Source organism: Mycobacterium sp. UM_CSW (genome assembly GCF_000455205.1).
Lineage (GTDB): Bacteria > Actinomycetota > Actinomycetes > Mycobacteriales > Mycobacteriaceae > Mycobacterium.
The window spans coordinates 52119-74441 of the sequence record NZ_AUWQ01000013.1 but is presented as its reverse complement, the minus strand read 5'-3'; the positions used below and the strand labels follow the sequence as shown (position 1 = coordinate 74441).

Below are 22323 nucleotides of genomic sequence, written 5' to 3'. Positions count from 1 at the left end.
CGCTGCCAACTACCGAGCTTGGCCGTCCAGCCGCTCCCGGCGCGCGCGTGCCTCGCGGGCGATGAACTGCTCGCGGGCGATCCGGCCGACGTACTCGGAATCCTCGAGGATGTCGCGCAGCTCCTGGCGGAAAGCGGTCCGCCGTTCGGCGAGGTCGGGGGCCGGCGCGACCAGATCCTGGTCGACGACGACCTGATACGCGGTGGCGAACAGCAGCGTCGATACCGATTCGCTGCTGCGGATCCTGGTCTGTGCCACGTATTGCCGGCCCACCCCGAGCGCGGACTCGGTCAGCTCCTTGGGCCCGACATCGGCCGGCGCGTCGCGCAACACGTCGGCGACGATCTCGTACGCCTCGAAGAACACCCGCAACATGGCTTCCGCCATCAACGGACGCTTGGCGAACAGCATCGCGTCGATTTCGTCGCCGCCGGCGGTGACGTGCGCTTCCCAGTCGTCGTGCCACGCCATCTCTTCGGCGATGTGGTCCCGGAACGCCGCCGAGTCGGCGAAATAGAAATCGAACTTCAGCAGATCCCGCAACCGCATCGCCTGCGCCCAGAACGCCGCGATCCGATCGCCATCAGGATCGGTGACGCGCCGGGCATGCGCCAGCGCAAGCTCCACGAGCGAGGTCTCTAAAAAGGCGTGGATCAAGGAGTTTCGGTAGAACGCCGCGGCGTGCTGCTGCTCGGGCGCGATTCGCCACACCGGCTCGCGGCCGCCGTCGACGCGGGTGATCGGGTGTCCGTTGGACAACGTGTCGACCGCGGCGAGCACCCCGTCGCGCCGGCGCAACCGCAGGGCGCTCGTCGACATCGGGGTCTGCTTGCGCTCCAGATAATCCAGCGAGTCCTGCAGGGTGTGGTGCAGCTGACCAAGCGTCAACGCCGCGCCCCTGGTGGTGAGCAGCAGCGCGCACACCAATCCCGTCGCGGTCACCGGCGTAGCCTGCAGGATCCGCCACGCGACCTCAAACGACATCTTCTGCAGCGCAAGGCGTTTGGCGCCCTCATCCAGCGCGCGTGCCCCGTGCGGCGGACCGAGGTACTGCCGCATCGAGACCGCTTCAGGGAAGCGCACATAGATCTTGCCGTAGTTACGCTCGCCCTGTGCCTTGATGAAGTTGTAGAGCCAGACGACGCCCTCCGGTGTCTTCTCGCCGCCCCGGGCGTAGGCGGCGTACTCGGCGGTTTCGTGCAGCTGGTCGAAGCCGATCGACACCGGCTGCAACAGGATGTCTTCGCTGCGGCCGTCCAGGTATGCGTCGGCGACGTACGAGAGCAGACCGAGCTTGGGCGGCAACATCTTTCCGGTGCGCGAGCGGGTGCCCTCGATCGACCAGCTCAGGTTGAACCGCTTCTCGACGATGTAGCCGACGTATTCGCGCAGGACGTACTTGTAGAGCGGGTCGTCGCCGATGTTGCGGCGGATAAAGATCGTCCCGGCACGGCGCAGCAGCGGACCCATCACCCCGAAGGACAGGTTGATGCCGGCGAACACGTGCACCGGAGGTAACCGGTTCTCCTGCATCGCGACCGGCACCACCGCGCCGTCGATGTATGAGCGGTGCGAAAACAGCAGCACGGCGGGATGGGTTTCCAGCGCGGTGCGCATCGCGGCCACCTGGTATTCGTCATAGTCGATCTGGGGGTCGAATCCGCGGCTGAGCGCCCTGCCCAGGACGCCGACCAGGTCGACGGACACCCGGCTCCACCCGGTGGACAGTTCGTCGAGCATCTTGCCGGCTTCCTCGACGGTGGCGCCCGGGATCTTTTTCAGGCCGGCGCGAAAGCGCGTGGAGGCCAAGATCTCTGGCTTGACCAGCCGCGGCGACTTGTACTGCGGCCCCAGGATCCGGTATTCGGCGCGTTCCAGCGCCAAGATCGCCCGGCGGGTGACGAAGTGCGCGAAGTCATGTCTGTCTTCGCCGACGGTGGTGTCGCGCCACTGCTGGCGCAATTCCGAGACCTTCGCCGGCTCGCCGGCCACCACCCGCGCGCGTAGCGGGTCATTGCGGATGATGTGCCGCTGCTGACGTGGGTTGGGGTGGTAGGGATCCTGGCCCGGGAGCAGCCCGGCGAGCTTGGCGACCCGACCGCGATTGGCGGCCGGCAGCCAGAACACCCGCACGGGAACGACCGAGCGGTCGTCGTTGGATTCGGACTCGAGCCGCTCAACCAGCTCGGGTAGCGCCGTGGGCGGCGCGTTTTCTTCGGGCAGCGCCAACACCTCGAACGTCGCGTCGGGGTTGCCGGCACGCTCCTGATCCACCCACGCCATGACCAGCTCCCGCTCGACCGGAGAGGCCATGGACGCCAATATCAGCGAGTCTTGTGCGGCGACGACGGCGCTGATATCCGCGGCCGGTTTGGTCACTGCCGCCCTCTCGGCGCGGCACCCGGCGACTCGCCGCTGACGGTTCCCTGCCCGCTGGGCCGTTGCGCCTCACCGTCTTTGAGCGCCACCTGAGACTCGTTCGGGTTCGCCTTCGCCGGCTTTGCCTTGGGCGCAGCCTTTTTCGCGGCTGCCGTTTTCGCGGCGGCCCTCTTGGCGGGCGCCTTTTTCGCGGCAGCCTTCTTGGCGGCCGACTTCTTCGCCGGCGCGTGGACCTTTTTCGCCGCCTTCTTCTCGGCGTACAGATCGACCTCGGGCAGTTCGTCGACAGGCCAGTTGGCCAGCGTGTCCAGGTAGAGCTGGCGGACCTCGGCGATGTGGTCGGGCAGCGTCTCAACGGTCCAGTCGTCGACGGGAATTGGCGGGAACACCGCGACATCGACCGTGCCGGGGTTGATGACGGTGGAGTTTCGCGCAGCGACGATCTCGGCGTTGCGGATGACGATAGGGACGATCGGGATTCCCACCGCCATCGCGATGCGGAAGGGCCCCTTCTTGAACGGCCCCACTTCGGTGGTGTCGACCCGGGTGCCCTCCGGAGCGATCACGATGGAGAGCCCGTTTCGGGCCCGGTCCTCGACCGTGTGCATCGTCTCGACCGCGGCGACCGGATCGTCCCGGTCGATGAACACGGTGTCGACCAGCTTGCCGAGCGTTCCCATGATCGGGTCTTTCTGCAGTTCCTTCTTGCCGACACCGACCCAGTTGTCGCGCACCAGCGCGCCCGCGATGACGGGGTCAACCTGGTTGCGGTGGTTGAAGATAAAGACCGCCGGCCGCTGCGCGGTCAGGTTCTCCTGGCCGATGACGTTGAGCTGCACCCCGGCGATCGCCAGCGACAACTGAGAGAAGGTGGAGGTGAAGAAGTTCACGCCGCGCCGACGGCTGCGGGTCAGCACTCCGATGCCGACGGCGCCGGCGGCAACCGGGAACATCGAACTGAAGCCGGCGAGCGTTCGCAACTGCCGCTGTAGGCCGAGCCGACCCCGGCTCTCGAATCTCAGGATCGGCCAGCCGCGGCGCTTGGCCACCGCGGCCATCTTTCCCTCGGGGTTGGTCGGCCGTGGATTGCCGACCAGATACATCAGGGCGACGTCCTCGTCACCGTCGGCGTAGAAGTAGCTGTCCTTGAGGTCGATGCCGTGCTCGGCGGCAAATCGTTGCACGGCAGCGGCTTTGCCCGGCCCCCACAGGATCGGCTTCTGCACACCGCCGGTGAGTATCCCGTCCTCGTTGGTCTCGAACTTGTTGGTGAGCATGTTGGAGATTCCGAGGAAGCGCGCCACCGGGTTGACCTGAATGGTCAGCGCCGACGAGCTGAGCACCACGGTGTGGCCGCGGGCCACGTGCGCGCGCACCAGTTCGCGCATCTCGGGGTAGATCCGCGACTCGATCCGTTGCACGAAGAGCCGCTCGCCGATCTCCTCCAGATCGTCCAGTAGCCGCCCGGCCAGCGCCGCGGCGGCCTTGCCGATGAGGTCTTCGAACTCGATGCGCCCCAGGGTGTGGCTCAGGCCGGCCTGAACCATGCTGAGCAGCTCACCCACGCCCATGTCGCGGCGCAGCAACCGCTCCTGGGTCAGGATGACCGCGGTGAACCCGGCGACCAGCGTGCCGTCCAGGTCAAAAAACGCGCCGATCTTCGGCCCGGGCGGGCTGGCCATGATCTCGGCGACCGAGCCGGGCAACCGCATGTCGCCTGCCGGTTGTTTTTGCGCGCCACCGTTTTTGGCTGGCTCTTGCGAGGCGCTCATGAGCTCGCCACCGATCGCGCGGAGACGGCCGGCTCCGTGAAGGAGGCGGGCACCGCGCGCGGCGCCGGATCACCCGCCAGCGCCAGGATCTCGTCGAAGCCCTCCAGCAGGCACTGGGCGAACAGCGGCTCGTTTCGCACCGAGGCCCGGTCGTAACGCACAGTGATCGTGCACCACCCGCCCCGGGAGATCAGCACCACCATCATCGCCACCCCGGGCAGCGGGCCGATGCCATACTGCCGCAAGACCTTTGCGCCGGCGATGTACGTGTCGCCGGGATAGACCGGGACGTTGCTGGCCTGCACGTCGGAGCCGATCACCGAGCCGGTGATCCCCTCCAGCACCGGCGTGGGCAGCACGCTGAGCACCGGGGCGATGGAACCGATGATGTTCATCGCGGGCTCCTCGCGGCGCTGCGTCATCTGGGCGCGGATCTTCTTCATCCGGGCGACCGGATCGGCGGTGCCCAGCGGCGCAGCCAGGTTGACGCCGGTGAAGCGGTTGCCGCCGGCCGTGTCGGCGTCGGCACGCAGGCTCACCGGCACCGCCATCGGCAGCGTGCTGATGGGCACGCCGAGCGCCACATGGTAGCGGCGCAGGGCGCCCGACAGGCCGGCCAGGTAGGCGTCGTTGATCGATCCCCCACCGGCTTTCGCGGCCCGGTGCAGGTCGGAAAGCGGAATGTCGATCGCTTCGGTGCGGGTGGCGAGGCTGCGGCGGCGCAGCAGCGGCGACGGCTCGGCGGCGCGGTTCATCACCCGCATGCCCGACACGGCGTAGCCGACCACTCCGCCGACGGTGGAAACCGGGTCCAGCACCGCCTTGCCGGCCGCCGACACCGCCCCGGACACGGCGCCCACGACGCCGTTGACGATGGCCAGGGGCAGGCGGTTGATGCCTTGGCGCATCAGGTCATTCGGCGTCAAGTCCTGCGGAACGGGTTGCGGCGGCGTCGGCCTGGCCGGCGGCTCCCGCTCCAGGTCGTAAATTTCGGCGAACATCTCGACGCCGCCGACGCCGTCGGTGACCGCGTGGCTGACGTGCAGCAGCGTCGCGGCCCGGCCGTCGGCCAGGCCCTCCACCAGCGTGGCGGTCCACAGCGGCCGCGAGATGTCCATCGGCGACTGCAGGATCACCTCGGCCAGGTCGAACACCTCGCGCAGCGTGCCTGACCCGGACACCCGCACCCGTCGCACGTGGAAGTCGAGGTTGAAGTCGGGATCGACCACCCAGCGCGGTGACGCCGTCGGCAACGTCGGTACGACGACCTTCTGGCGCAACCGGCGCACCCGCCGGGAGGCGTTTTCGAATCGGGTCCGGAACCGATCCCAGTCCGGTGTGGTGTCGAGGAGTTCGAGCGCCATGATCCCGGACCGGGTCCGGGGGTTCGCCTCCCCCCGATGCATCAGATAGTCCACCGGCCCGAGCTCGTCGGCCAATTGAATGGCCTCGACCGACTCAGCCATGATCGCGAACTCGACGCGCCAACGTTGTCACCGCTGACCAAGCCTCCTGTCTGGGACCCGCAAACCGGATTGCCCAACCCACGCTAGTCGGCTTGCCGCGCTGGTGAAAGGCGCGATCCAGTCAGCGAAGCGGCCCGGCTCAGCTGGCCGAAGTCGCCGATAGCGGCAACGAACCCGCCAGCGAGCCGGCGCGGCCGCCGTAGACGATGCCCAGGAAGTCGGCGACGGCCCCGGCGGCCAACCGCGACCGCACCGTCGGTGTGATGTCGAATGCGTGGTGCGCGTTGGCGAGTTCGGCGTAGCCCACTGTGGCGGCCCCGGCGTCCCGTAGTGCCGCGCAAAAGACCCGAGCCTGGCCGGTGGGAATCAGTTCGTCTTTCTCGCCGTGCAGCACGAAGAACGGCGGGGCCTCGCTGTGCGCGTAGGTGATCGGCGACGCTGCCCTGAAGCGCTCAGGGTTCTCGCTGTAGCGGGACTTGAGCACGAAGTGCTCAAGGAACGGCAGCATCATCTCGTGCATGTTCTCGAAGTCGGTGAAGTCGTAGACGCCGTAATAGGGCGCGACGGCCTGGACGGTGGTGTCCGCGTCCTCGAAGCCGGGCTGGAAAGTCGGGTTGTTCGGGGTGAGCGCGGCGAGCGACGCCAGGTGGCCGCCCGCGGACCCACCGGTGATCGCGATGAAGTCGGGATCACCGCCGTAGTCGGCGATGTTCTCGCGGACCCATGCGATCGCCCTCTTCACGTCGATGAGGTGCGTGGGAAATGTGCAGCGTGGGCTCTTGCTGTAGTTGATCGAGACGCAGATCCAGCCGAGCTCGACCATGTGGCTCATCAGCGTGTAGGCCTGATGGCGTTTGCCGTTGACCGACCACGCGCCGCCGGGGACTTGGATCAGCACCGGCGCGCGCCGGCCGGGCGCCAGGTCGTGACGCCGCCAGATGTCCAGCAGGTGTTCGCTGCCGCCGGGACCGTAGGAGATGTCGGACGTCTCCGCGGCGTACCGGCGGTGCGGCCCCGGCCTGCGCAGCAGCCCGCCGCGCGGCGCACCCTCGGACTGGACGTAGGCCGGATGTTGCACCAAGTCGCGGAAGTCGGGCCCGAAGCACTCGACGAGCGCGGCGGAGAGGGCTTGGTCGGCTTTTTGCGCGGCCCACGAGGTACCGACGCGTTCGATGGCGGGTTGCGATACCCGGGACAACGCGTGCCCGGTCACCACGTGCGGGGGAAATTCGGTCGAGAGCCAGCCGGCAAACCAGCCGACCGCGAACGGCGAGCCGCGCAGCAACACCGCGCCGGCGCGATACGTGTCCCTGGCGTCAGCCGCCAGTCGCAGCGCCTGCGCGCCAGCCTGCGAGCAGCGCGAAGTCAAGTTCAAGGTCACGCTCATGCAACGCACCCCTCGACGGCTATGCACACGCTTCGTTGCGGTTAACGGCTGATGATCAGCCGGTGTTGTGCGTGTGTCGAGGCCTCACACGATAACCGATAAGTGCGGCGGCGGAAGACTTTTCGGGCGCGTCGCGTTCAGCCAGTCTTTCGGCGTGTCGCGTTCGATAGACTGACCTGCACATTGCCTCCGTAGCTCAGGTGGATAGAGCAAGGGCCTTCTAATCCCTAGGTCGCACGTTCGAGTCGTGCCGGGGGCACTGGCATTTTTGCGGCCCGCAAGTCACTCGTCAGCGGCGTCCGCGGCGGCGATCAATGCGCTGCCCAGCTTCCGCGCTTCGCTCGACGTGATGACCGGGGTGTGAGCGCCGTCGATGATGATCTTGCGCTCAGCGCGCCCATCCACGTACTGCCGCCCGATGACCGACACCACGATGTCCTCGATGTCGGCGCATCGGCCGTGGTCGGTGACGTGCTTGATCCTCCACTCCGGGCCGTCGAACACCCTGAAGGCCGCGCCGAAGCTCTCCCATTCGTCGACGCAGGTGGCCCCGTGGGGGGCTGCGAGGTCCCGCGATCGGGCTGTGGTCATGGTCGGTTCTCCTTGGGTTGTGGGCGCCAGCTCTAGCCCGGGTTAGTCAGTTGACTACACCACCTGCGCGGCGTGTAGTCAAGTGACTAACGCCCTCAGCGGCGCGTGATCGTGGTCACGCTGTCGCCGCCGATGGTCGTCGCAAAGGAGGGGTCGGTGCCGAGCGGACAGGCGAGAATGGCGGCCATGAACGAACCAGACAATTTAGGCATCGACCTAGCGCTCTTCTGCCCCGCCCAACATCACGTCGGGAACCTCAGAAAGTTTGCAGCCGAGATCGGCTATCAGCCGAGAGGCGGAATGCTCGCGGCGTGGCCGCAACACCCGTCGGACTCCTGGTGGGAAGTCCGATGCCCCGACGGCTGCCCCGGCGTATTCGGCGGCGCCGTGGATCCGATCCGCCAAGAGGTGAAGCGGCTCGCAGATGACCCCAGGCGCACGAATGCTCACTACACGCTGAAGCAGGTCGGCTGAACGCGCGAATACCACGCCTCAGTTGCTGCGCCCAATTCAGCGGCGAAATCACGGATCATTTGCGTGCGGCGATGCCCCAAACCAAGGGCCGCGGGAATGCCGAATATCTATAGAAGACCGCCGGCGGGAAGTCGACGGAATTACCTCAGAATTAACTAGGAGATCGCTTTGACGGGCGCGCGGCGCCCTAAGATCGCCGGGCATGAGCGCTCCCACCAGCACCCCTTCGCCCGGGCCCGGGTGGTGGCTGGCATCCGACGGCCAGTGGTACCCCCAGCGATGGGAAAGCAACTTCATCTACCGCACGAATGAGTCCCTGCAAGCTGTCGTCGAGGAGGTCGCCGAACTGTCGAAGGCCTACGGGGAACAGGGCTGGGAAATCGTGAACTCCTCGGTGCAACGCACCCAGGTCGCCCATCGCTTCAAGGGCTACGACAAAGACGGCGAGCTGTATTTCGAATGGAGCATGGTCTGCACGCTCAAACGGCCGCTCCGTCCCGGCTAGGGATTGGGTCCATTCCACCGAAACGAAACCCGTTGTGCACCTTGGCCAGCGTCCGGGAGCGACCGGTTGAACGCGCAATGAACCTCTCGGCAACTTCGGCGGCCCCCGTCTAGCACCGGCGGCCGCACAGTGGTTCGATCGAAATCGAAAGAGATGCAACGATTTCAGGAGAATCCATGGCAACTCTGCCGGCCCAGCGTCAACCCAGAACCCTGATGCCCGATCTCACCGAGCTCTTCAGCGGCACCCCCCTATTGTCGGGCCTGCGCCCGCTTTTCGACCGCAACCTGCTGCGGGTCGAGGACGAGTTGAACGACGGCCGCTACGAGGTTCGCGCCGAGATCCCAGGCGTCGACCCCGCGAAGGACATCGACATCACCGTGCACGACGGGATGCTGACCATCAAGGCCGTGCGCAGCCAGGCCGTCGAATCCCACGGTCGGTCCGAATTCAGCTATGGGGCCTTCGCGCGCTCCGTTCCGCTGCCCGCCGGGGCCGACGTCGATGACGTCCACGCCACCTACGAAAAAGGCATCCTCGCGGTCTCGGTGCCGGTGCCCAACGGCGCCCCGGCGGCCAAACGCATCGAGGTCGAAATTCGGGAGTAACTCCGCGGCCGACGGCCAGTGAGTCCCCGGGCGTGCCATCCAGTGGTGCGATGCGGGCGGAACGCTTCGATCCCGATATGTCAGCATTGGAATCGTGAACGCACGCCAATTGGCTCGTTTGCTTGTTTCCGCGGTGGTGACGACCGGGGCGGCGCTCCTGGGCGCACCCATCCTCGCTCCCCCCGCCTCGGCCGCTCCCTGCCCCGACGTCGAGGTGACATTCGCCCGCGGCACCGATGAGCCGCCGGGCGTCGGCGGCGTCGGGCAGGCTTTTATCGACTCGCTACGTTCGCAGGTCGGCGGTCGGTCCCTTGGGGTGTATGCCGTCAACTACCCGGCCACCGAGGATTGGCCCCCGTCCGCATCCGCCGGCGCCGTCGACGCAAAGGCGCACGTTCAATCCATGGTCGCGACCTGTCCCAACACCAAGCTGGTGCTCGGCGGATATTCGCAAGGCGCGATGGTGATCGATCTGATCACCATCGCCCGAGCGTCGATCGCGGGCTTCAACGCCGACACGCTGTCGGCCGACGAGGCAGCCCACGTCGCCGCCGTCGCCGTGTTCGGGAATATGGCCGACAGGGTGGTGGGGCCCATGAACGAGGCCAGCCCCTGGTACGGGGCCAAGGCCATCGACTTGTGCGCGCCCGGCGATCCGGTGTGTTCTGGGGGCGGCCTGTCGCTGCCCTCGCACGACCAGATTTTCTCCCCGGAGCACTTGTCGTATCAGCAGTCCGGGATGCCCAGTCAGGCAGCAACTTTCGTGGCGAGCCACCTCTAGCCACAACCGTTGTAGCGCAAGGCTCTCAGCGCAACCTCACGGTGCGAGCCGGACAAAGCCCGGCGACGGATCCGCGGAGACCCCGCCACCATTTCCGCCAGGGCTACCACCGCCGTTGCCGCCACCGGCGCTCCCGCCGCCGCCGCTGCCTCCGGCGCCGCCCGGCTGCGGACCCCCCGCGGGCTCCATCTGCTGCGGTGGCGACGGCGGCTGCTGTGGCGGGGGCTTTGCGGTTTGCGGCGGGGGCGGCGGGTGCTTTGGTGCGGACGGCGCCGCTATCGGCTGCCGTGGCGTCTGGATCTGAGCTGCTTGCGGTGGCGGTACCGGAAGTTGCGGCGGATTGGGATCGTCGATCTCTCCGGACGGAACCGCCGCGGGCAACTCCCGAAGATCGCTCCGCAAGTCGACCGCCGGCCGTGTGACCGGGTGCGTGGACCCTTCCCACCCGCTGGGATTGGTCTTGAGGGAAGCGATTTTGCCCCGATCGTAGGGACAGTAGGCCCCGACCGCGGCGGTGATGAAGCGCGCCTCGGTGCGGGCAAGGCGGCCGAGGTCGAAATCGCGCTCGCTCGGGTCGATGCCAACCGCATTGTTGACCATCGCGTCCACCAAGCCGGCCGCCGGCATGCCGGCGTCGAGCGTGCGGCACACGTCATGGCCCGTTTCGATGAGGCTCGGGACGCCACGGAGTGCGGGGATGCCTTGTTGATCGAGCAGTGCCAGGAACCGGTCGTCTTGGCTCGGGTCGGCGATAGCCGCGCCGCCGCGCACAATTGCAGCTCCAGTTAGGACCACAACGGCGGTAATCAGGGCACCGGAGCGGCCGGTGGTGCCGGTGAACATAGGAGGGATTTCCGTTCTGGTCGGGCCGTCGCGTGACGGGCGAATTGCCATGTACACCACGCACTTGCGCCGCCCCTCCGGTTTCACGGCGCACGTGCCAACGCTGCTATACCTTGAATCCGTTCACCATTTGTTCATCTTTTGTTAACCAATCCGTTCATAATAAATCACCGCGATTGCGCGGTAAATACCCGATTTTCTGAACCGAGCCGGATCAGCTCAAACACGTTGCGGTACAAGGCAACAGAGATTCCGTTGACACCGAAAGCCGCTACGCAATCGGTTACAACGGCCCCGACGCGCCGCGATTAGCAGTCGATCTCCGCATTCAGGTCGAATTCGGCGAACGTGCGCGACACGCTTTCCCGTAGCTCCTCTTTGGTGTTCGACCGCCCGAGAAGATACGCCGAGATTCGGATAAACATCTTGCCGCGGCCCCGCCCCGAACCCAGGAACAATTGTCCGCCCATGGCCTCGAGCGTGCTTTGCTTCATATCGGGCTCGAGGTTTCTCATGTACGCGTAATCGGCGTCGGTGCCGTCGGGGCGATTCGCCGACGGGGACAGGTCACCGACGTTGGAGCACGTGACCGGCAGGGTGGAGCCACCGGTCGCCATCCCCGCGACCTTCCTGGCCGCCCATACCGGCGTCAACGCGGCGAGCGGCAGCGGCGCCAGCCACTCGTTGTCGGGGTCCTCCATCGCCTCGAGGATCGTTTGCGTGATCTTGGCCTGCATATCGGCCAGGTCCGTCGCCGCGTGCGTCGGGTCGACCGGGACGTCGACGCTGGTGAGCGCGTTGCCTCGGGTATCGCCTTCGGTCCGCAGCGTCACCATGAATCGGAGGGTGACGGTCCCGTCGTCCTGAACCCGACCCATCCGCACCGCGAGCCGGCACGCGATTCCAGCCACCAGTGAGTTGCTGCTTGCGCCAAGGCTTTTCGCGCGGGCATCCCATTCGGCAAGGTCGATGTATGCCGTGAGGGCGGGCACCTCTACCGGCTGGTCGTCGGCGGACCTCCTCGGCGACGGCGGTGCCGCCTTGAACGATGAGTTGAGTTCCTTGCGGTCGCGCCGGGCCCGGCGGGCCACCGCGGCCAACGCGTGCCCTATGTCGGGCAGGTCTTTGACGGTTTGCCGGAGATCCTCACGCACGGCCCGCCCGAGGGTGCGCGATCCCGCGGCGGGATAGCCCAGGTCACGCGTCCTGCCCTCGGCGGCGTCTTCTATCGCCTGGCCGAACGCGATGGCGTCGACGATCGTGTGCGAGGCCACCAGGCTTACCGCGGTGCCGCCGTCCTCGAGCGGAAGCACGCCGAGGTGCCAGGCCGGGCCCCACTCCGGGTCGATGGGCAGGCGGGCCCGCTCGTCGGCCCACGCGTTCACCTGGGCACGCGGACGTGGCGTCGCGGCAAAGTCGATCTCCTCCGGCGGCGGTGCCTGCACCCAGCGATCGCGCGCGAATGGCAACGTGGACCGTTCGATCCGGCGTCCCAACAACCCGCGGCCAAGGTTGCGGTGAAAACGCTTTAGCCCCTCGACGTCGATGGCGCGGTCGTAAATCCAGGTGACCTGAATCAGCGCGCCGTGCACCGCTCGCAGCGCCAGGAACGCCGCCTGATCCAGGTATGCGAGTCGATTGTCGACGGGCTCGTCGCCACGCGTGCTGACCTGAGCCGCCGGCGCGGCGGGCGCGGCGGTGTCGGTCAGCAGCTCCGCGAGGTGTCCGGCGAGCTTCGCCGGGGTGGGGTGGTCGAAGGCCAGCGTTGCGGGCAGGGCGAGGCCGGTGCGTTGGTTCACCGTGTTGCGCAGTTCCAGAGCCGTCAGGGAGTCAATGCCGAGTTCCTTGAAGGGAATCTCGGGGTCGAGGGCGGCCGGGTCGGGGTGGGCCAGCACCGCGGCGGTGGTGGCGGTGACCATCGCGGTGAGGGTGTCCAGCCGTTGTCGCGGCGTTTGGGTGGCGAGCGTGGCGGCCAGCGTGCGCGGGCTGGCCGTGGCGGCCTGGCGGCGGCTGGTGGTCAGGGCGGACAGGATCGGGTCCAGCGTGCCGTTGCGGGCCTGCCGGGCCAGCGCGGCGGTGTTGAACGGGCTGGCCAGCAGGTTGGTCGGCTGACTGGTGAGCGCCGCGTCGAAGAGCGCCAGGCCGTGCTCGTTGGTGATGGGGGTGAGCCCGGTGCTGCTCAGGCGGGTCAGGTCGCCGGTGCTGAGGTGGGCGGTCATCCCGGACGGGGTTTGCCAATAGCCCCAGGCCAGGCTGGTGGCCTGGCGTTGGGTGTGATGCCGGTGGCGGGCCAGCGCGTCCAGGAACGCGTTGGCGGCCGCGTAGTTGGCCTGCCCGGCGCTGCCCAGGATGCCCGCGGCGGAGGAGAACAGGACGAACGCGGCCAGGTCGCGGTCGGCGGTGAGGTGATGCAGGTGCCAGGCCGCGTCCGCCTTAGCGGCCAAGACCGCATCGAGCTGTTCGGCGCTCAAATCGGTCACCAGCGCGTCGTCGAGGACGCCCGCGGCGTGGATCACCGCGGTCAACGGGTGGTCGGCGGGGATCGTGTCGAGTGCAGCGGCCACCTCGGCGGGGTCGCTGGTGTCACACGCGGCGATCGCGACTCGGGCGCCGAGCCCGGTCAGCCGCTCTTGCAGTTCGCCGGCCCCGGGCGCGTCGATTCCACTGCGGGACAACAGCAATAGATGCTCGACGCCGTAGCGGGTGATCAGGTGTTCGGCGAACAGCGCGCCCAGCATCCCGGTGCCGCCCGTGATCAGCACGGTGCCTTGGGGATCCAATACCGCGGGCGGGATCAGCACGATCTTTCCGGTGTGCCGGGCTTGGCTCATGTCGCGGAAGGCTTGCGGCGCGTTCAGCAGGCCGTAGCTCGTGGTGGGCAGCGGCTTGAGCACGCCGGCGGCGAACATTTCGGTCAGGGCCGCCCATGCGGGCTGCAGGGCTTGCGCCGGTGCGCTGGACAGGTCGTAGACCTGATAGTCGACTCCGGAATGGGACGCGGCGATGTCGTCGGCCCGGCGGATGTCGGTCTTGCCGATTTCGACGAAACTGCCTCCGCGGGGCAGCAATTGCAGCGACGCGTCGATGAACTCGCCGGCCAGGCTGTTGAGCACGACGTCCATGCCTTGCCCATCGGTGGCGGCTTTGAAGGTGTCGACGAAGTCCAGCGTGCGCGACGACGCGATATGGGCGGGGTCGAGCCCCAGCTGGCCCAGCACGTGGTGTTTGTTCGGGTGGGCGGTGGCGAACACCTCGGCACCGAGGTGGCGGGCGATCTGGATGGCGGCCTGACCGACGCCTCCGGCGCCGGCGTGGATGAGCACGCGTTGGCCGGCCGATAGCCCGGCGATGTCGACCAACGCGGCATAGGCGGTGAGAAATACGATGGGCGCGGATGCGGCCTGGGTGAACGACCATCCGTCCGGGACGTGCACCACCATGCGCTCGTCGGCGATCGCGGTGGGCGCGAACGCGTTATGCGGGAAAAGCCCCATCACCGCATCACCGGGGCGCAGCGATGCGCCCGGGGCCGCGTCGAGGACGACCCCCGATGCTTCGCTGCCCATTCCGTCATCGGCGATCGCGCCCAAGGCGACGACCACGTCCCGGAAGTTCAGCCCAGCGGCCCGGATCTGAACGCGAATCTGCCCCGGCGCCAGGGTATTTGGCGCATCGGTGGGGAGCAGGGTCAGGTTGGTCAGGTCACCTTTGCCGGTGGTGCCCAACTGCCAGTCGGGAGCATCGGGCGGGGTCAGGGTTGGGATGCGGGCCACCCTCGGAATGTGGGCAACACCGTTGCGCAGGGCCAACTCCGGCTCGCCCGCCGGTCGCGCCGAGACGATGGCCAGCAGGGCAGTGGCGGTGGCTGGGGTGTCGTCGGTGTCGATCAGGGTGATGCGGCCGGGGTGCTCGTTTGCAGCGGTGTGTATCAGCGCCCAGACCGCGGCGTGCGCCAGATCCGGGACGGCGTCATAGGCGCCGATGCTGACCGCATGGCGGGTGACGATCACCAAATGGGCGTTGGCATTGTCGGGACGGGTCAGCCAGCCCTGGAGCTGGGCCAAGGCATGTCGGGTCAGGGCGTGCACCCGGCGAAGTGGATCGGTTTCGGCGGGTTGCGGTAGGGCCCAGATGACCAGCTCCGGGCATGGGGTCAAGGTGGCGAGGTCGTCGTGAATTGTGGCGCGGGACAGGCCATTCGGCAACTGCTCGGGTGAATCGGTGCACACCGCCCATGCCGGTGGTTGGTCCGCGGACACACCGGGCAGGTCGGGCAGCGACGGCCAGGTCAGCTCGAACATGCTCTCGGAGAGCCCGGCCGTCGAAGCGGGCCGGCCGAGCTGGTCGGACATCGCGCGCAACGTCACCGCGCCGATGGTGATCACCGCAGCGCCGGTGGGGTCGGCGGCGTGCAGCGTGAACGTGTCCTCGCCAGTCCGGGTGAGGTGCACGTGCAGCTCGGTGGCCGCGGTGGCATGTAGGGCAATTCCGTTGAACGCGTACGGAAGTCGCGGCGATCCCGAGTCATTCCCGTCCAGCACGGAAGCCAACGGCTGCAGGGCCGCGTCAAGCAGGGCCGGGTGAATGCCGTAACCGGCGACCTCCGTGCCGGCGGGCAGCGCCACCTCGGCGTAGACGACGTCGGGTCGGGCCGCATCGGTGCCGATGCTCCGGACCGATCGGAACGAACCGCCGTAGTTGTAGCCCTGCTGAGCCAGCCGGTCGTAGAAGTCGTCCTGGTTGAGCGCCTCCGCACCCAATGCAGGCGGCGGGGAGCCGACGGCCGGCTGGCGGACGGTGAGCGCGCCGCTGGCGTGCAGCGTCCACGCGGCACGAAGCTGGCCGCCGGCGCGCGAGTGCACGCTGAACGGGCGGCGGCCCAGCTCATCGAGTGGGTGCACGAGGACCTGCAGATCGGTCGGCGCCTGCTCCGACAACACCAGGGCGGTGTGCAGGATCAGCTCGTCGATCATCGGGGCACCGGCCAGCTCCCCGGCCCGCAGGATCACTTCGATGAATCCCGTCGCCGGGAACAAGATGGTGTCGTTGACCCGGTGTCCGCCCAGCCACTCCAGGGTGGCCGGCGACAGCCGCCCGCTGACCATGATCTGGTCTTCGTCGGCCAATTCGGCGACCGCACCCAGTAAGGGGTGCTCGGCGCGGTCCAGCCCGAGGGCGGCGGCGTCATCGACCGGCGTGGGGGCGAGCCAGTAGCGGCGGTGGTCGAACGGGTAGGTGGGCAGCGCGACGCTGTGGGCGTGCGGGTAGAGCGCTTGCCATGAGGGGCTGTGGCCGTGAGTGTGCAACTGCGCCAACGCCATAGCCAGGCTGTCGTGGTCCGGACGTTCCCGGTGCAGCGTGATGACGACCGTCGACTGGGCACGCCCCGGGGTCTGCGCCAGCGTATCGGCCAGCGCGGGCGCCAACACCGGATGCGGAGACAGCTCGACAAACGTGCACTCCCCCACGGCCAGCCGCTCGGCCACCCGGTCATAAAAGCGCACCGGCTCACGCAGGTTGCGATACCAGTAGCCGGCGTCCATCGTGGTGGTGTCCAACGGATCACCCGAAACCGCCTGTCCCACCGTCGAATACAACGGAATGCGGGACAAGGCCGGGCTGACTTCGCCCAGCTCGGCCAGCAGCCGCTCGCGCACCGCCTCAACCTGCGCGCAGTGCGAGGCGTAATCCACCGCAATCGCCCGGAACTGGATGCCATCGCGCTCACAGGCCGCGCTGAACTGCTCCATCGCGGAAGGCTCGCCGCTGATGATGGTGTGTGACGGGCCGTTGATCGCCGAAATGCTCAACGCCGCGCCCCACGGCCGCAGCAGGGGCTCGAGTTGCTCGGCGCCCAGCAGCACCGAGGCCATCGCACCGGCCCCACACAGTTCGCCCAGCGCCTGGCTGCGCCGCGCCACAATCTGGGCCGCCTCGGGCAGGGAAAACACCCCGGCGATGTAAGCCGCGGCGATCTCGCCCTGCGAGTGTCCGATCACCGCGTCGGGCACGATGCCGTAAGAGCTGAGCACCTCGGCCAACGAGACCATCATCGTAAACAGCACCGGCTGAACCACATCGACACGATCCAGCGCCGGCGCCCCCGACTCCTGCAACAGGACCTCGCGCACCGACCAGCCGGTGAACGGGCGCAACGCCTCGTCGCAGTCATCGACCATCGCCGCAAAGACGCGGTGGCGCTCGTAAAGCTCGCGCCCCATGCCCGGGTATTGGCCGCCCTGGCCGGGCAGCACGAACACGGTCTTGCCGCGGACCTGGGCCAGGTAGTGGTGTTGGGTGAGCTGCGGGTGGGCGTGGCCGTCGCGCAGGGCTAGCAGCGCGCCCAGCAAGTCTTCGCGGGGATCGGCGCGGTCGACCGCTCCGGTGATCACCGCCCGATATGGGTGGTGGGTGCGGGTGGTGGCCAGGCTGTAGGCCACGTCGGTCAGATCCAGCTCCGGATGAGCGAGCAGGGAGTCGTGCAGCCGGTCGGCCTGCGCGCGCAACGCCGCGGGCGTGCGCGCCGACACCGGCCACACCCGCAGCCCGAAGTCGACACCCTCGGGTTCTTCGGCCGGCTCGACCGGCGCGTCGGGGGCTTGCCGCACGATGACGTGGGCGTTGGTGCCGCTGATCCCGAACGAGGACACCGCCGCGGTGCGCGGATGATCTTCCCGCGGCCAGGGCACCGCCTCGGTCAGCAGCCGCACCGTGCCGGCCGACCAATCCACATGCGGGCTGGGCCGATCCACGTTCAGCGTCGGCGGCAGACTGTCGTGGCGCAGCGCCTCGATCATCTTGATCAACCCCGCCGCCCCGGCGGCGGCCTGGGTGTGTCCGATATTCGACTTGATCGAGCCCACCCACAACGGGTGATCCGCCGAGCGGGCCGCCCCATAGGTGGCGATCAGCGCACCGGCCTCGATCGGATCGCCCAACGTGGTGCCGGTGCCGTGCGCCTCGACCACATCGACCTGATCGAGCCCGATGCCCGCGTTGGCCGCGGCCTGGGTGATGACGCGTTGTTGGGAGGGCCCGTTCGGGGCGGTCAATCCGTTGGAGGCGCCGTCCTGGTTGATCGCCGAGCCCGCGATCACCGCCAGCACCGGGTGGTTATTGCGCCGCGCATCACTCAAGCGCTCCAACACCAGCACCGCGGCACCCTCACCCCAGCCGGTGCCATCGGCGTTGGCGGAGAACGCTTTACAGCGCCCGTCGGCGGCCAGCCCACGCTGGCGCGCGAACTCGGTGAACACCGACGGCGTCGTCATCACCGTCACCCCACCGGCCAACGCCAAAGAAGACTCCCCATTGCGCAGCGACTGACACGCCAAATGCGTGGCCACCAACGACGACGAACAGGCGGTGTCGACGGTGATCGCGGGGCCCTGCAAGCCCAGCGCATAAGCGATTCGCCCGGACGCCACGCTTGGGGACAGGCCGGTCAGCGCGTAGCCCTCCACGCCCTCCGAGCCGCCCCCGCCGTAAGACTGTGACCACGCGCCGACGAACACGCCGGTCTCGGTCCGCACCAACCCGGCCGGATCAATTCGAGCCGTTTCCAACGCTTCCCAGCACACCTCCAGCAGCTGCCGCTGCTGGGGATCCATGGTTTGGGCCTCACGCCCCGAGATCCCGAAGAACTCCGCGTCGAACCCGGCCGCGTCCGCCAAGAACCCACCCGCGCGGGTATACGTCTTGCCCACCGCATCCGGGTCGGGGTCGAACAACTCCCCCAAATTCCAACCCCGGTCGGCCGGAAACGCCCCGACGGCATCCGTACCGCTGGCCACCAAATCCCACAACGCCGCCGGCGAATCCACCCCACCCGGGAACCGACACGCCATGCCCACCACCGCAATCGGCTCGTCCACCGCAACCTGCGACTCCACCGGCGAGGCCGCCGCGACCGGCCCGATCAGCAGCTGGGCTAAATGGGCGGCCAATTCGTCGGGGGTGGGATAGTCGAACGCCAGCGTCGGCGGCAACGGCAGCTCGGTTTCGGTCCTGAGCCGGTCGAGCAATTCCGTGGCTTTCACCGAATCAAGACCCAGGTCGCGAAACGCCGACCCGCGGTCGATGTCGTCCGGGCTCGGACGCCCCAACACCGCCGCCGCCTGCGCGCAGACCATCCCCACCAGCAGGTCGTGTTGCTGCTGGCTTAGCGTGCGAACACGTTGGGCCAATCCCGAGTCGGCCCCTGCGTCCGCGGCGGTGTCCTCGACCGCGGGCGGCTTTGACGGGCCGATGTGCGCGTCCAAACGGGTGAATGCGCCCTGCTGATAAAGCTTTGAGCAATCCCGTCGCCTCACCTTGCCGCTTGTGGTGAGGGGAATCGAATGTGGGGGCACCAGAACGAGATCCGCGACGCTCAGTTCGTGCGTCCTCGATATCGCTGCGATGATTTCACGCCGGGTGGCGATCAACCGTAGCGCGTCCTCTTCGGAATCGCCGCCGGGCTTGAGTTCGACGATTGTGACGAGTTTCTCGGGACCGTCATCATCCGAAACCGCGATCGCCACGCAGCGGCCGCGGGTGATCTCCTGGATCGTCGCCTCGATGTCGTCGGGAGAATGGTTGCGCCCGTAGACGATCAAGAGATCCTTGATCCGGCCGACGATGAACATCTCGCCTTCGGAGTAGAAGCCCAGATCCCCCGTCCGCAGCCACGGCCCTTCCGGTGTGCCGTCCGACGCGCCGACGATAGCTCTGCCGAAGACACGTTCTGTCTCTTCGGGTTTCTGCCAATAGCCAGAGCAGACGTTCTCGCCGATCGTCCAGATCTCGCCGACCGTTCCCTCCGGGCACTCCATGCTCGTCTCGGGGTCGACGATTCGCACGATCGGCCACTTCGGCATGCCATAACTGACCAGCGGGATACCGGCACCGTCCGCGCACCGCTCGCCACGGCCGGCGGTCATCTGCTCCGAATCGAAAGACACTGTCACCGGGGGGTGACCCGCCTGGCGGGTCGCCACCACGAGCGTGGCCTCCGCGAGTCCGTAGGAGGGACGCAACGCCTCGGGGCGGAAGTTGAAGCGGGCGAAGCGGTCCGCAAAGCGCCACAGCGTCGGGGGGTTCACACGCTCGGCGCCGTTGAGGATGGTGTGCACGCCCCCGAGGTCCAGCCCCGCCAGGTCGTCGTCCGACGTCTTTCGCGTCGCCAATTCGAACGCGATGTTGGGCGCCGCCGAGAACGCGTGCGGATTGCTGGCCAGCATTTGCATCCACCGCGCCGGGCGCTGCAGGAAGGACGGCGGGCTCGTGAGCACGGTGGGGAATCCCCACAGGACCGGGAAGGCGATACCCAGGATCAAACCCATGTCATGGAAGAGCGGCAGCCACGACACCACGGTGGTGTCTGGCGGGGCCATCCCACCCTCGGCCTCGTAGTACATGGCCATGATCTGCTCGCAGTTGACCTGAATGTTCTTGTGCGAGACGACAACTCCCGCGGGAGTGCGGGTCGACCCGGAGGTGTATTGCAGGTGCGCGATGCTCGTCGCGCCGTCGGTGCCCGCGGCGACCGTTTGCCGAGAGTCAAGATCCAGCCGATCGACCTCGACGACCGATGGCGCACCGGGCTCCGACTTCGCGTACTCGGCGATGATGTCCACGGCAGCGGATGTGGTCAGAATCGTCGAAGGCGACGCGTCATGCAGGACGGCGCTGACCCGCTCGTCGCTGGCGCCACCCACCGGCATCGACAGCGGAACCGCGATCTGACCGGCCTGCAGCGCGCCGAGAAAGCCGACGACGTACTCGAGCCCCTGCGGCGCCAGGATGACGGCGCGGTCGCCGGTAGACCCGCAGGTTTTGAGCTCACGTGCGAGGTTCAGCGTGCGGCGATACAGCTGTGACCACGTCAGGCTTTCCGCAACGCCCTCCCAGTCGTTCTCGTAATCGACATAGGTGAACGCCAGGTCGTTGGGCCGCGAGCTGGCACGCTCCCGCAGGACCTCGGGAATGGAATGCTCAAGCACAGCTTGACGATACCGATGAACGCACGGGGCGTCGGCGAAACCGCCCAGCCCAGAAAAGCCGCTGGCGCGCGGTTGAGCACGTGCGTTTTCGCTTCGGCGCCCGGCTGCTACGCGGGCAGGTGCAGCCTCATGACCTCGATCAGGTGACGTCCGACGTCGTCGAGCGCATCGGTCGACTGCGTCGCGATCGCGAGGATGACGGCGCCTTCGATGGCGGCGACCGTGAGGGTCGCCAGTGAGCGTGCGTTGTCACGATCGGCGCCGGAGCTCACCAGCCGGTCGGCGAGGATCGTCTGCCAGTCACCAAAGGCCTCGCGGGCCGCCTCCGCGGCCGCCGGCGCTTCGGAGCGACCGAGGACGGCTGCCACAATCGGGCAGCCCGCTTGGAGCTGCGTCGCCGTCAGCTGCGCCTTCCACGCGTCGATGAAGGTCTGGACCGCCTCGGCGGGATCGCCGCCGTCGTCTCCCGACCGGATCACCGCCGTCAACTCGTCCCCCGCCAGGCGGGTGGCTTCGGCGACGAGCTCGGCCTTGCCGCCGGGAAAGTTCAGGTAGACGGTCCTGCGGGCGACTCCGCTGTCCTCCAGCAGCGCGTTGAGGCCCGTTCCGGCGACTCCCCGCCGTCGCACCAATCCCGTGACGCTGGCGATGAGAGCCTCCCGCGCCGACATATCTCGCCGCCTTTCGTTGCCCCTAAGGCTTGAACTATACCAATCGGTCTACTAGCCTCAACGCCATGACGAGCACCAACGAGCAGAAGACGCTGCGAAAGTTCCGCAGGGAACGTGCGATCGGACGCTATCTGCTCAACCCGGCCGTGAAGGGGCTGAGCGCGCTCGGGGTGCGCACCGCCATGGCCACCGAACTGGAAACCATCGGCCGCAAGACCGGCCAGGCGCGTCGGGTTCCGGTGTCGGCCCAATTCGACGACGACGGCGCGTGGGTTATCTGTCAGCACGGCAGCCGGTCCGGCTGGGGCAAGAACATCGCCGACAACCCGAATGTTCGCCTGCGACAGGGCAATCAGTGGCGCACCGGGGTCGCGACATTCCGGCCGGACGACGACGTCGTCGCGCGCGCCCGCAAGTTCGGACGGCTGGCGGCCAAGATGGTAAAGGCGTTGGAGACGACGCCGGTGTCCGTCCGGATCGACTTCACCTAGTTGCTAAGCGCCCGGCGCGTACTGCCAGACCGCGTCGTGGCCCGCCGCCATCGTCGGGTTGCACCACATGGTGCGTCCGGCGGCATCGCGGGCGGTGGCGTTCCGTACGGAGCACGGGTGGCCCGCGGCCGGGAGGTTGAAGTAGGCGACCGCCATACCGATCGCGATGATGATCGCGGTGGCGGAAGACACCATCGCCAACCGGAGGAATCCGAGTTTCCTGTTCGCTTTCTTCTCCGCCGTGGTGTGCATGGGTGCTCCTCCCGTCTGACGCCGGATCGCTCGTTTCTCGTAAACCGAGCATCGGCGGGAGTGCTTGAGGGATCCTCAATGGATCCTTGGCGGGCGTTTGGGCCGGTGAGCGCGCCAAGT

The 22323-nt window shown here is 67.8% G+C and carries 14 protein-coding genes and 1 tRNA gene; 6 read left to right on the top strand and 9 right to left on the bottom strand.

The annotated features are described in order from the left end of the window. Positions 1-9: 9 nt before the first annotated feature. The 4 genes from N415_RS06080 to N415_RS06065 form a co-directional block, all read right to left on the bottom strand. Positions 10-2379: a glycerol-3-phosphate 1-O-acyltransferase gene (locus tag N415_RS06080; protein WP_068178308.1), complete on the bottom strand. Its 2370-nt coding sequence runs from the start codon at positions 2377-2379 to the stop codon at positions 10-12. Continuing rightward, on the bottom strand, positions 2376-4151 hold the full coding sequence (locus N415_RS06075; RefSeq protein ID WP_068178305.1) for an HAD-IB family hydrolase/lysophospholipid acyltransferase family protein: 1776 nt from the start codon (positions 4149-4151) through the stop codon (positions 2376-2378). Before N415_RS06075 ends, N415_RS06080 begins: the two co-directional genes overlap by 4 nt. Next, the gene (locus N415_RS06070; RefSeq protein WP_068178303.1) at positions 4148-5617 is read right to left on the bottom strand and encodes a wax ester/triacylglycerol synthase family O-acyltransferase; all 1470 of its coding nucleotides are present in this window, start codon (positions 5615-5617) and stop codon (positions 4148-4150) included. Before N415_RS06070 ends, N415_RS06075 begins: the two co-directional genes overlap by 4 nt. Positions 5618-5756: 139 nt before the next feature. Continuing rightward, positions 5757-7004 carry an alpha/beta hydrolase gene (locus N415_RS06065; RefSeq protein WP_068178301.1) on the bottom strand — a complete coding sequence of 416 codons (1248 nt, stop codon included), beginning with the start codon at positions 7002-7004 and terminating at the stop codon, positions 5757-5759. Between the two features lie 185 nt (positions 7005-7189). Between N415_RS06065 and N415_RS06060 the strand changes: the two genes are divergently transcribed. Then, a tRNA-Arg gene (locus N415_RS06060) sits at positions 7190-7263 on the top strand. A gap of 23 nt (positions 7264-7286) precedes the next feature. Here the strand turns inward: N415_RS06060 and N415_RS06055 are convergent. Beyond that, positions 7287-7595 carry a hypothetical protein gene (locus N415_RS06055; protein ID WP_068178299.1) on the bottom strand — a complete coding sequence of 103 codons (309 nt, stop codon included), beginning with the start codon at positions 7593-7595 and terminating at the stop codon, positions 7287-7289. Positions 7596-7781: 186 nt separating this feature from the next. Here N415_RS06055 and N415_RS06050 point away from each other — a divergent pair, with 186 nt between their 5' ends. From N415_RS06050 to N415_RS06035, 4 genes are all read left to right on the top strand, one after another. Next, positions 7782-8069, top strand: a complete 288-nt coding sequence (locus N415_RS06050) for a hypothetical protein (RefSeq protein ID WP_152531260.1) — start codon at positions 7782-7784, stop codon at positions 8067-8069. Between the two features lie 202 nt (positions 8070-8271). Further along, entirely contained in the window at positions 8272-8574 is a 303-nt protein-coding gene (locus tag N415_RS06045) for a hypothetical protein (protein ID WP_068178291.1), read from the top strand. 176 nt (positions 8575-8750) lie between these two features. Further along, positions 8751-9182, top strand: a complete 432-nt coding sequence (locus tag N415_RS06040) for an Hsp20/alpha crystallin family protein (protein ID WP_068178289.1) — start codon at positions 8751-8753, stop codon at positions 9180-9182. Between the two features lie 94 nt (positions 9183-9276). Beyond that, entirely contained in the window at positions 9277-9963 is a 687-nt protein-coding gene (locus N415_RS06035) for a cutinase family protein (RefSeq protein ID WP_193376412.1), read from the top strand. A 36-nt stretch (positions 9964-9999) separates the two neighbouring features. Here N415_RS06035 and N415_RS06030 read toward each other — a convergent pair whose 3' ends face one another. The 3 genes from N415_RS06030 to N415_RS06020 all read right to left on the bottom strand — a co-directional run bounded on the left by N415_RS06030 (position 10000) and on the right by N415_RS06020 (position 21460). Beyond that, complete coding sequence (locus N415_RS06030; protein ID WP_068178284.1) at positions 10000-10806, bottom strand: DUF732 domain-containing protein; 807 nt, start codon at positions 10804-10806, stop codon at positions 10000-10002. Positions 10807-11114: 308 nt separating this feature from the next. After that, positions 11115-20789, bottom strand: coding sequence for a type I polyketide synthase (locus tag N415_RS06025; protein ID WP_068178281.1), 9675 nt, complete (start codon positions 20787-20789; stop codon positions 11115-11117). Positions 20790-20896: 107 nt separating this feature from the next. Continuing rightward, positions 20897-21460, bottom strand: a complete 564-nt coding sequence (locus tag N415_RS06020) for a TetR family transcriptional regulator (protein ID WP_068178279.1) — start codon at positions 21458-21460, stop codon at positions 20897-20899. A gap of 65 nt (positions 21461-21525) precedes the next feature. Here N415_RS06020 and N415_RS06015 point away from each other — a divergent pair, with 65 nt between their 5' ends. Further along, a complete protein-coding gene (locus N415_RS06015) occupies positions 21526-21951 on the top strand; it encodes a nitroreductase/quinone reductase family protein (protein WP_068178276.1) in 426 nt (141 codons plus the stop codon). 3 nt (positions 21952-21954) lie between these two features. On the opposite strand, the gene N415_RS06010 is transcribed toward N415_RS06015, so the two are convergent. Continuing rightward, positions 21955-22203: a hypothetical protein gene (locus N415_RS06010; RefSeq protein ID WP_068178272.1), complete on the bottom strand. Its 249-nt coding sequence runs from the start codon at positions 22201-22203 to the stop codon at positions 21955-21957. Positions 22204-22323 lie beyond the last annotated feature (120 nt).

Excerpts from the sequence above, each read along its gene's own strand:
- N415_RS06075 (WP_068178305.1), bottom strand. The coding sequence starts at position 4,151 with ATGAGCGCCTCGCAAGAGCCAGCCAAAAACGGTGGCGCGCAAAAACAA.
- N415_RS06070 (WP_068178303.1), bottom strand. The coding sequence starts at position 5,617 with ATGGCTGAGTCGGTCGAGGCCATTCAATTGGCCGACGAGCTCGGGCCG.
- N415_RS06065 (WP_068178301.1), bottom strand. The coding sequence starts at position 7,004 with ATGAGCGTGACCTTGAACTTGACTTCGCGCTGCTCGCAGGCTGGCGCG.
- N415_RS06055 (WP_068178299.1), bottom strand. The coding sequence starts at position 7,595 with ATGACCACAGCCCGATCGCGGGACCTCGCAGCCCCCCACGGGGCCACC.
- N415_RS06050 (WP_152531260.1), top strand. The coding sequence starts at position 7,782 with ATGAACGAACCAGACAATTTAGGCATCGACCTAGCGCTCTTCTGCCCC.
- N415_RS06045 (WP_068178291.1), top strand. The coding sequence starts at position 8,272 with ATGAGCGCTCCCACCAGCACCCCTTCGCCCGGGCCCGGGTGGTGGCTG.
- N415_RS06040 (WP_068178289.1), top strand. The coding sequence starts at position 8,751 with ATGGCAACTCTGCCGGCCCAGCGTCAACCCAGAACCCTGATGCCCGAT.
- N415_RS06030 (WP_068178284.1), bottom strand. The coding sequence starts at position 10,806 with ATGTTCACCGGCACCACCGGCCGCTCCGGTGCCCTGATTACCGCCGTT.
- N415_RS06020 (WP_068178279.1), bottom strand. The coding sequence starts at position 21,460 with ATGTCGGCGCGGGAGGCTCTCATCGCCAGCGTCACGGGATTGGTGCGA.
- N415_RS06015 (WP_068178276.1), top strand. The coding sequence starts at position 21,526 with ATGACGAGCACCAACGAGCAGAAGACGCTGCGAAAGTTCCGCAGGGAA.
- N415_RS06010 (WP_068178272.1), bottom strand. The coding sequence starts at position 22,203 with ATGCACACCACGGCGGAGAAGAAAGCGAACAGGAAACTCGGATTCCTC.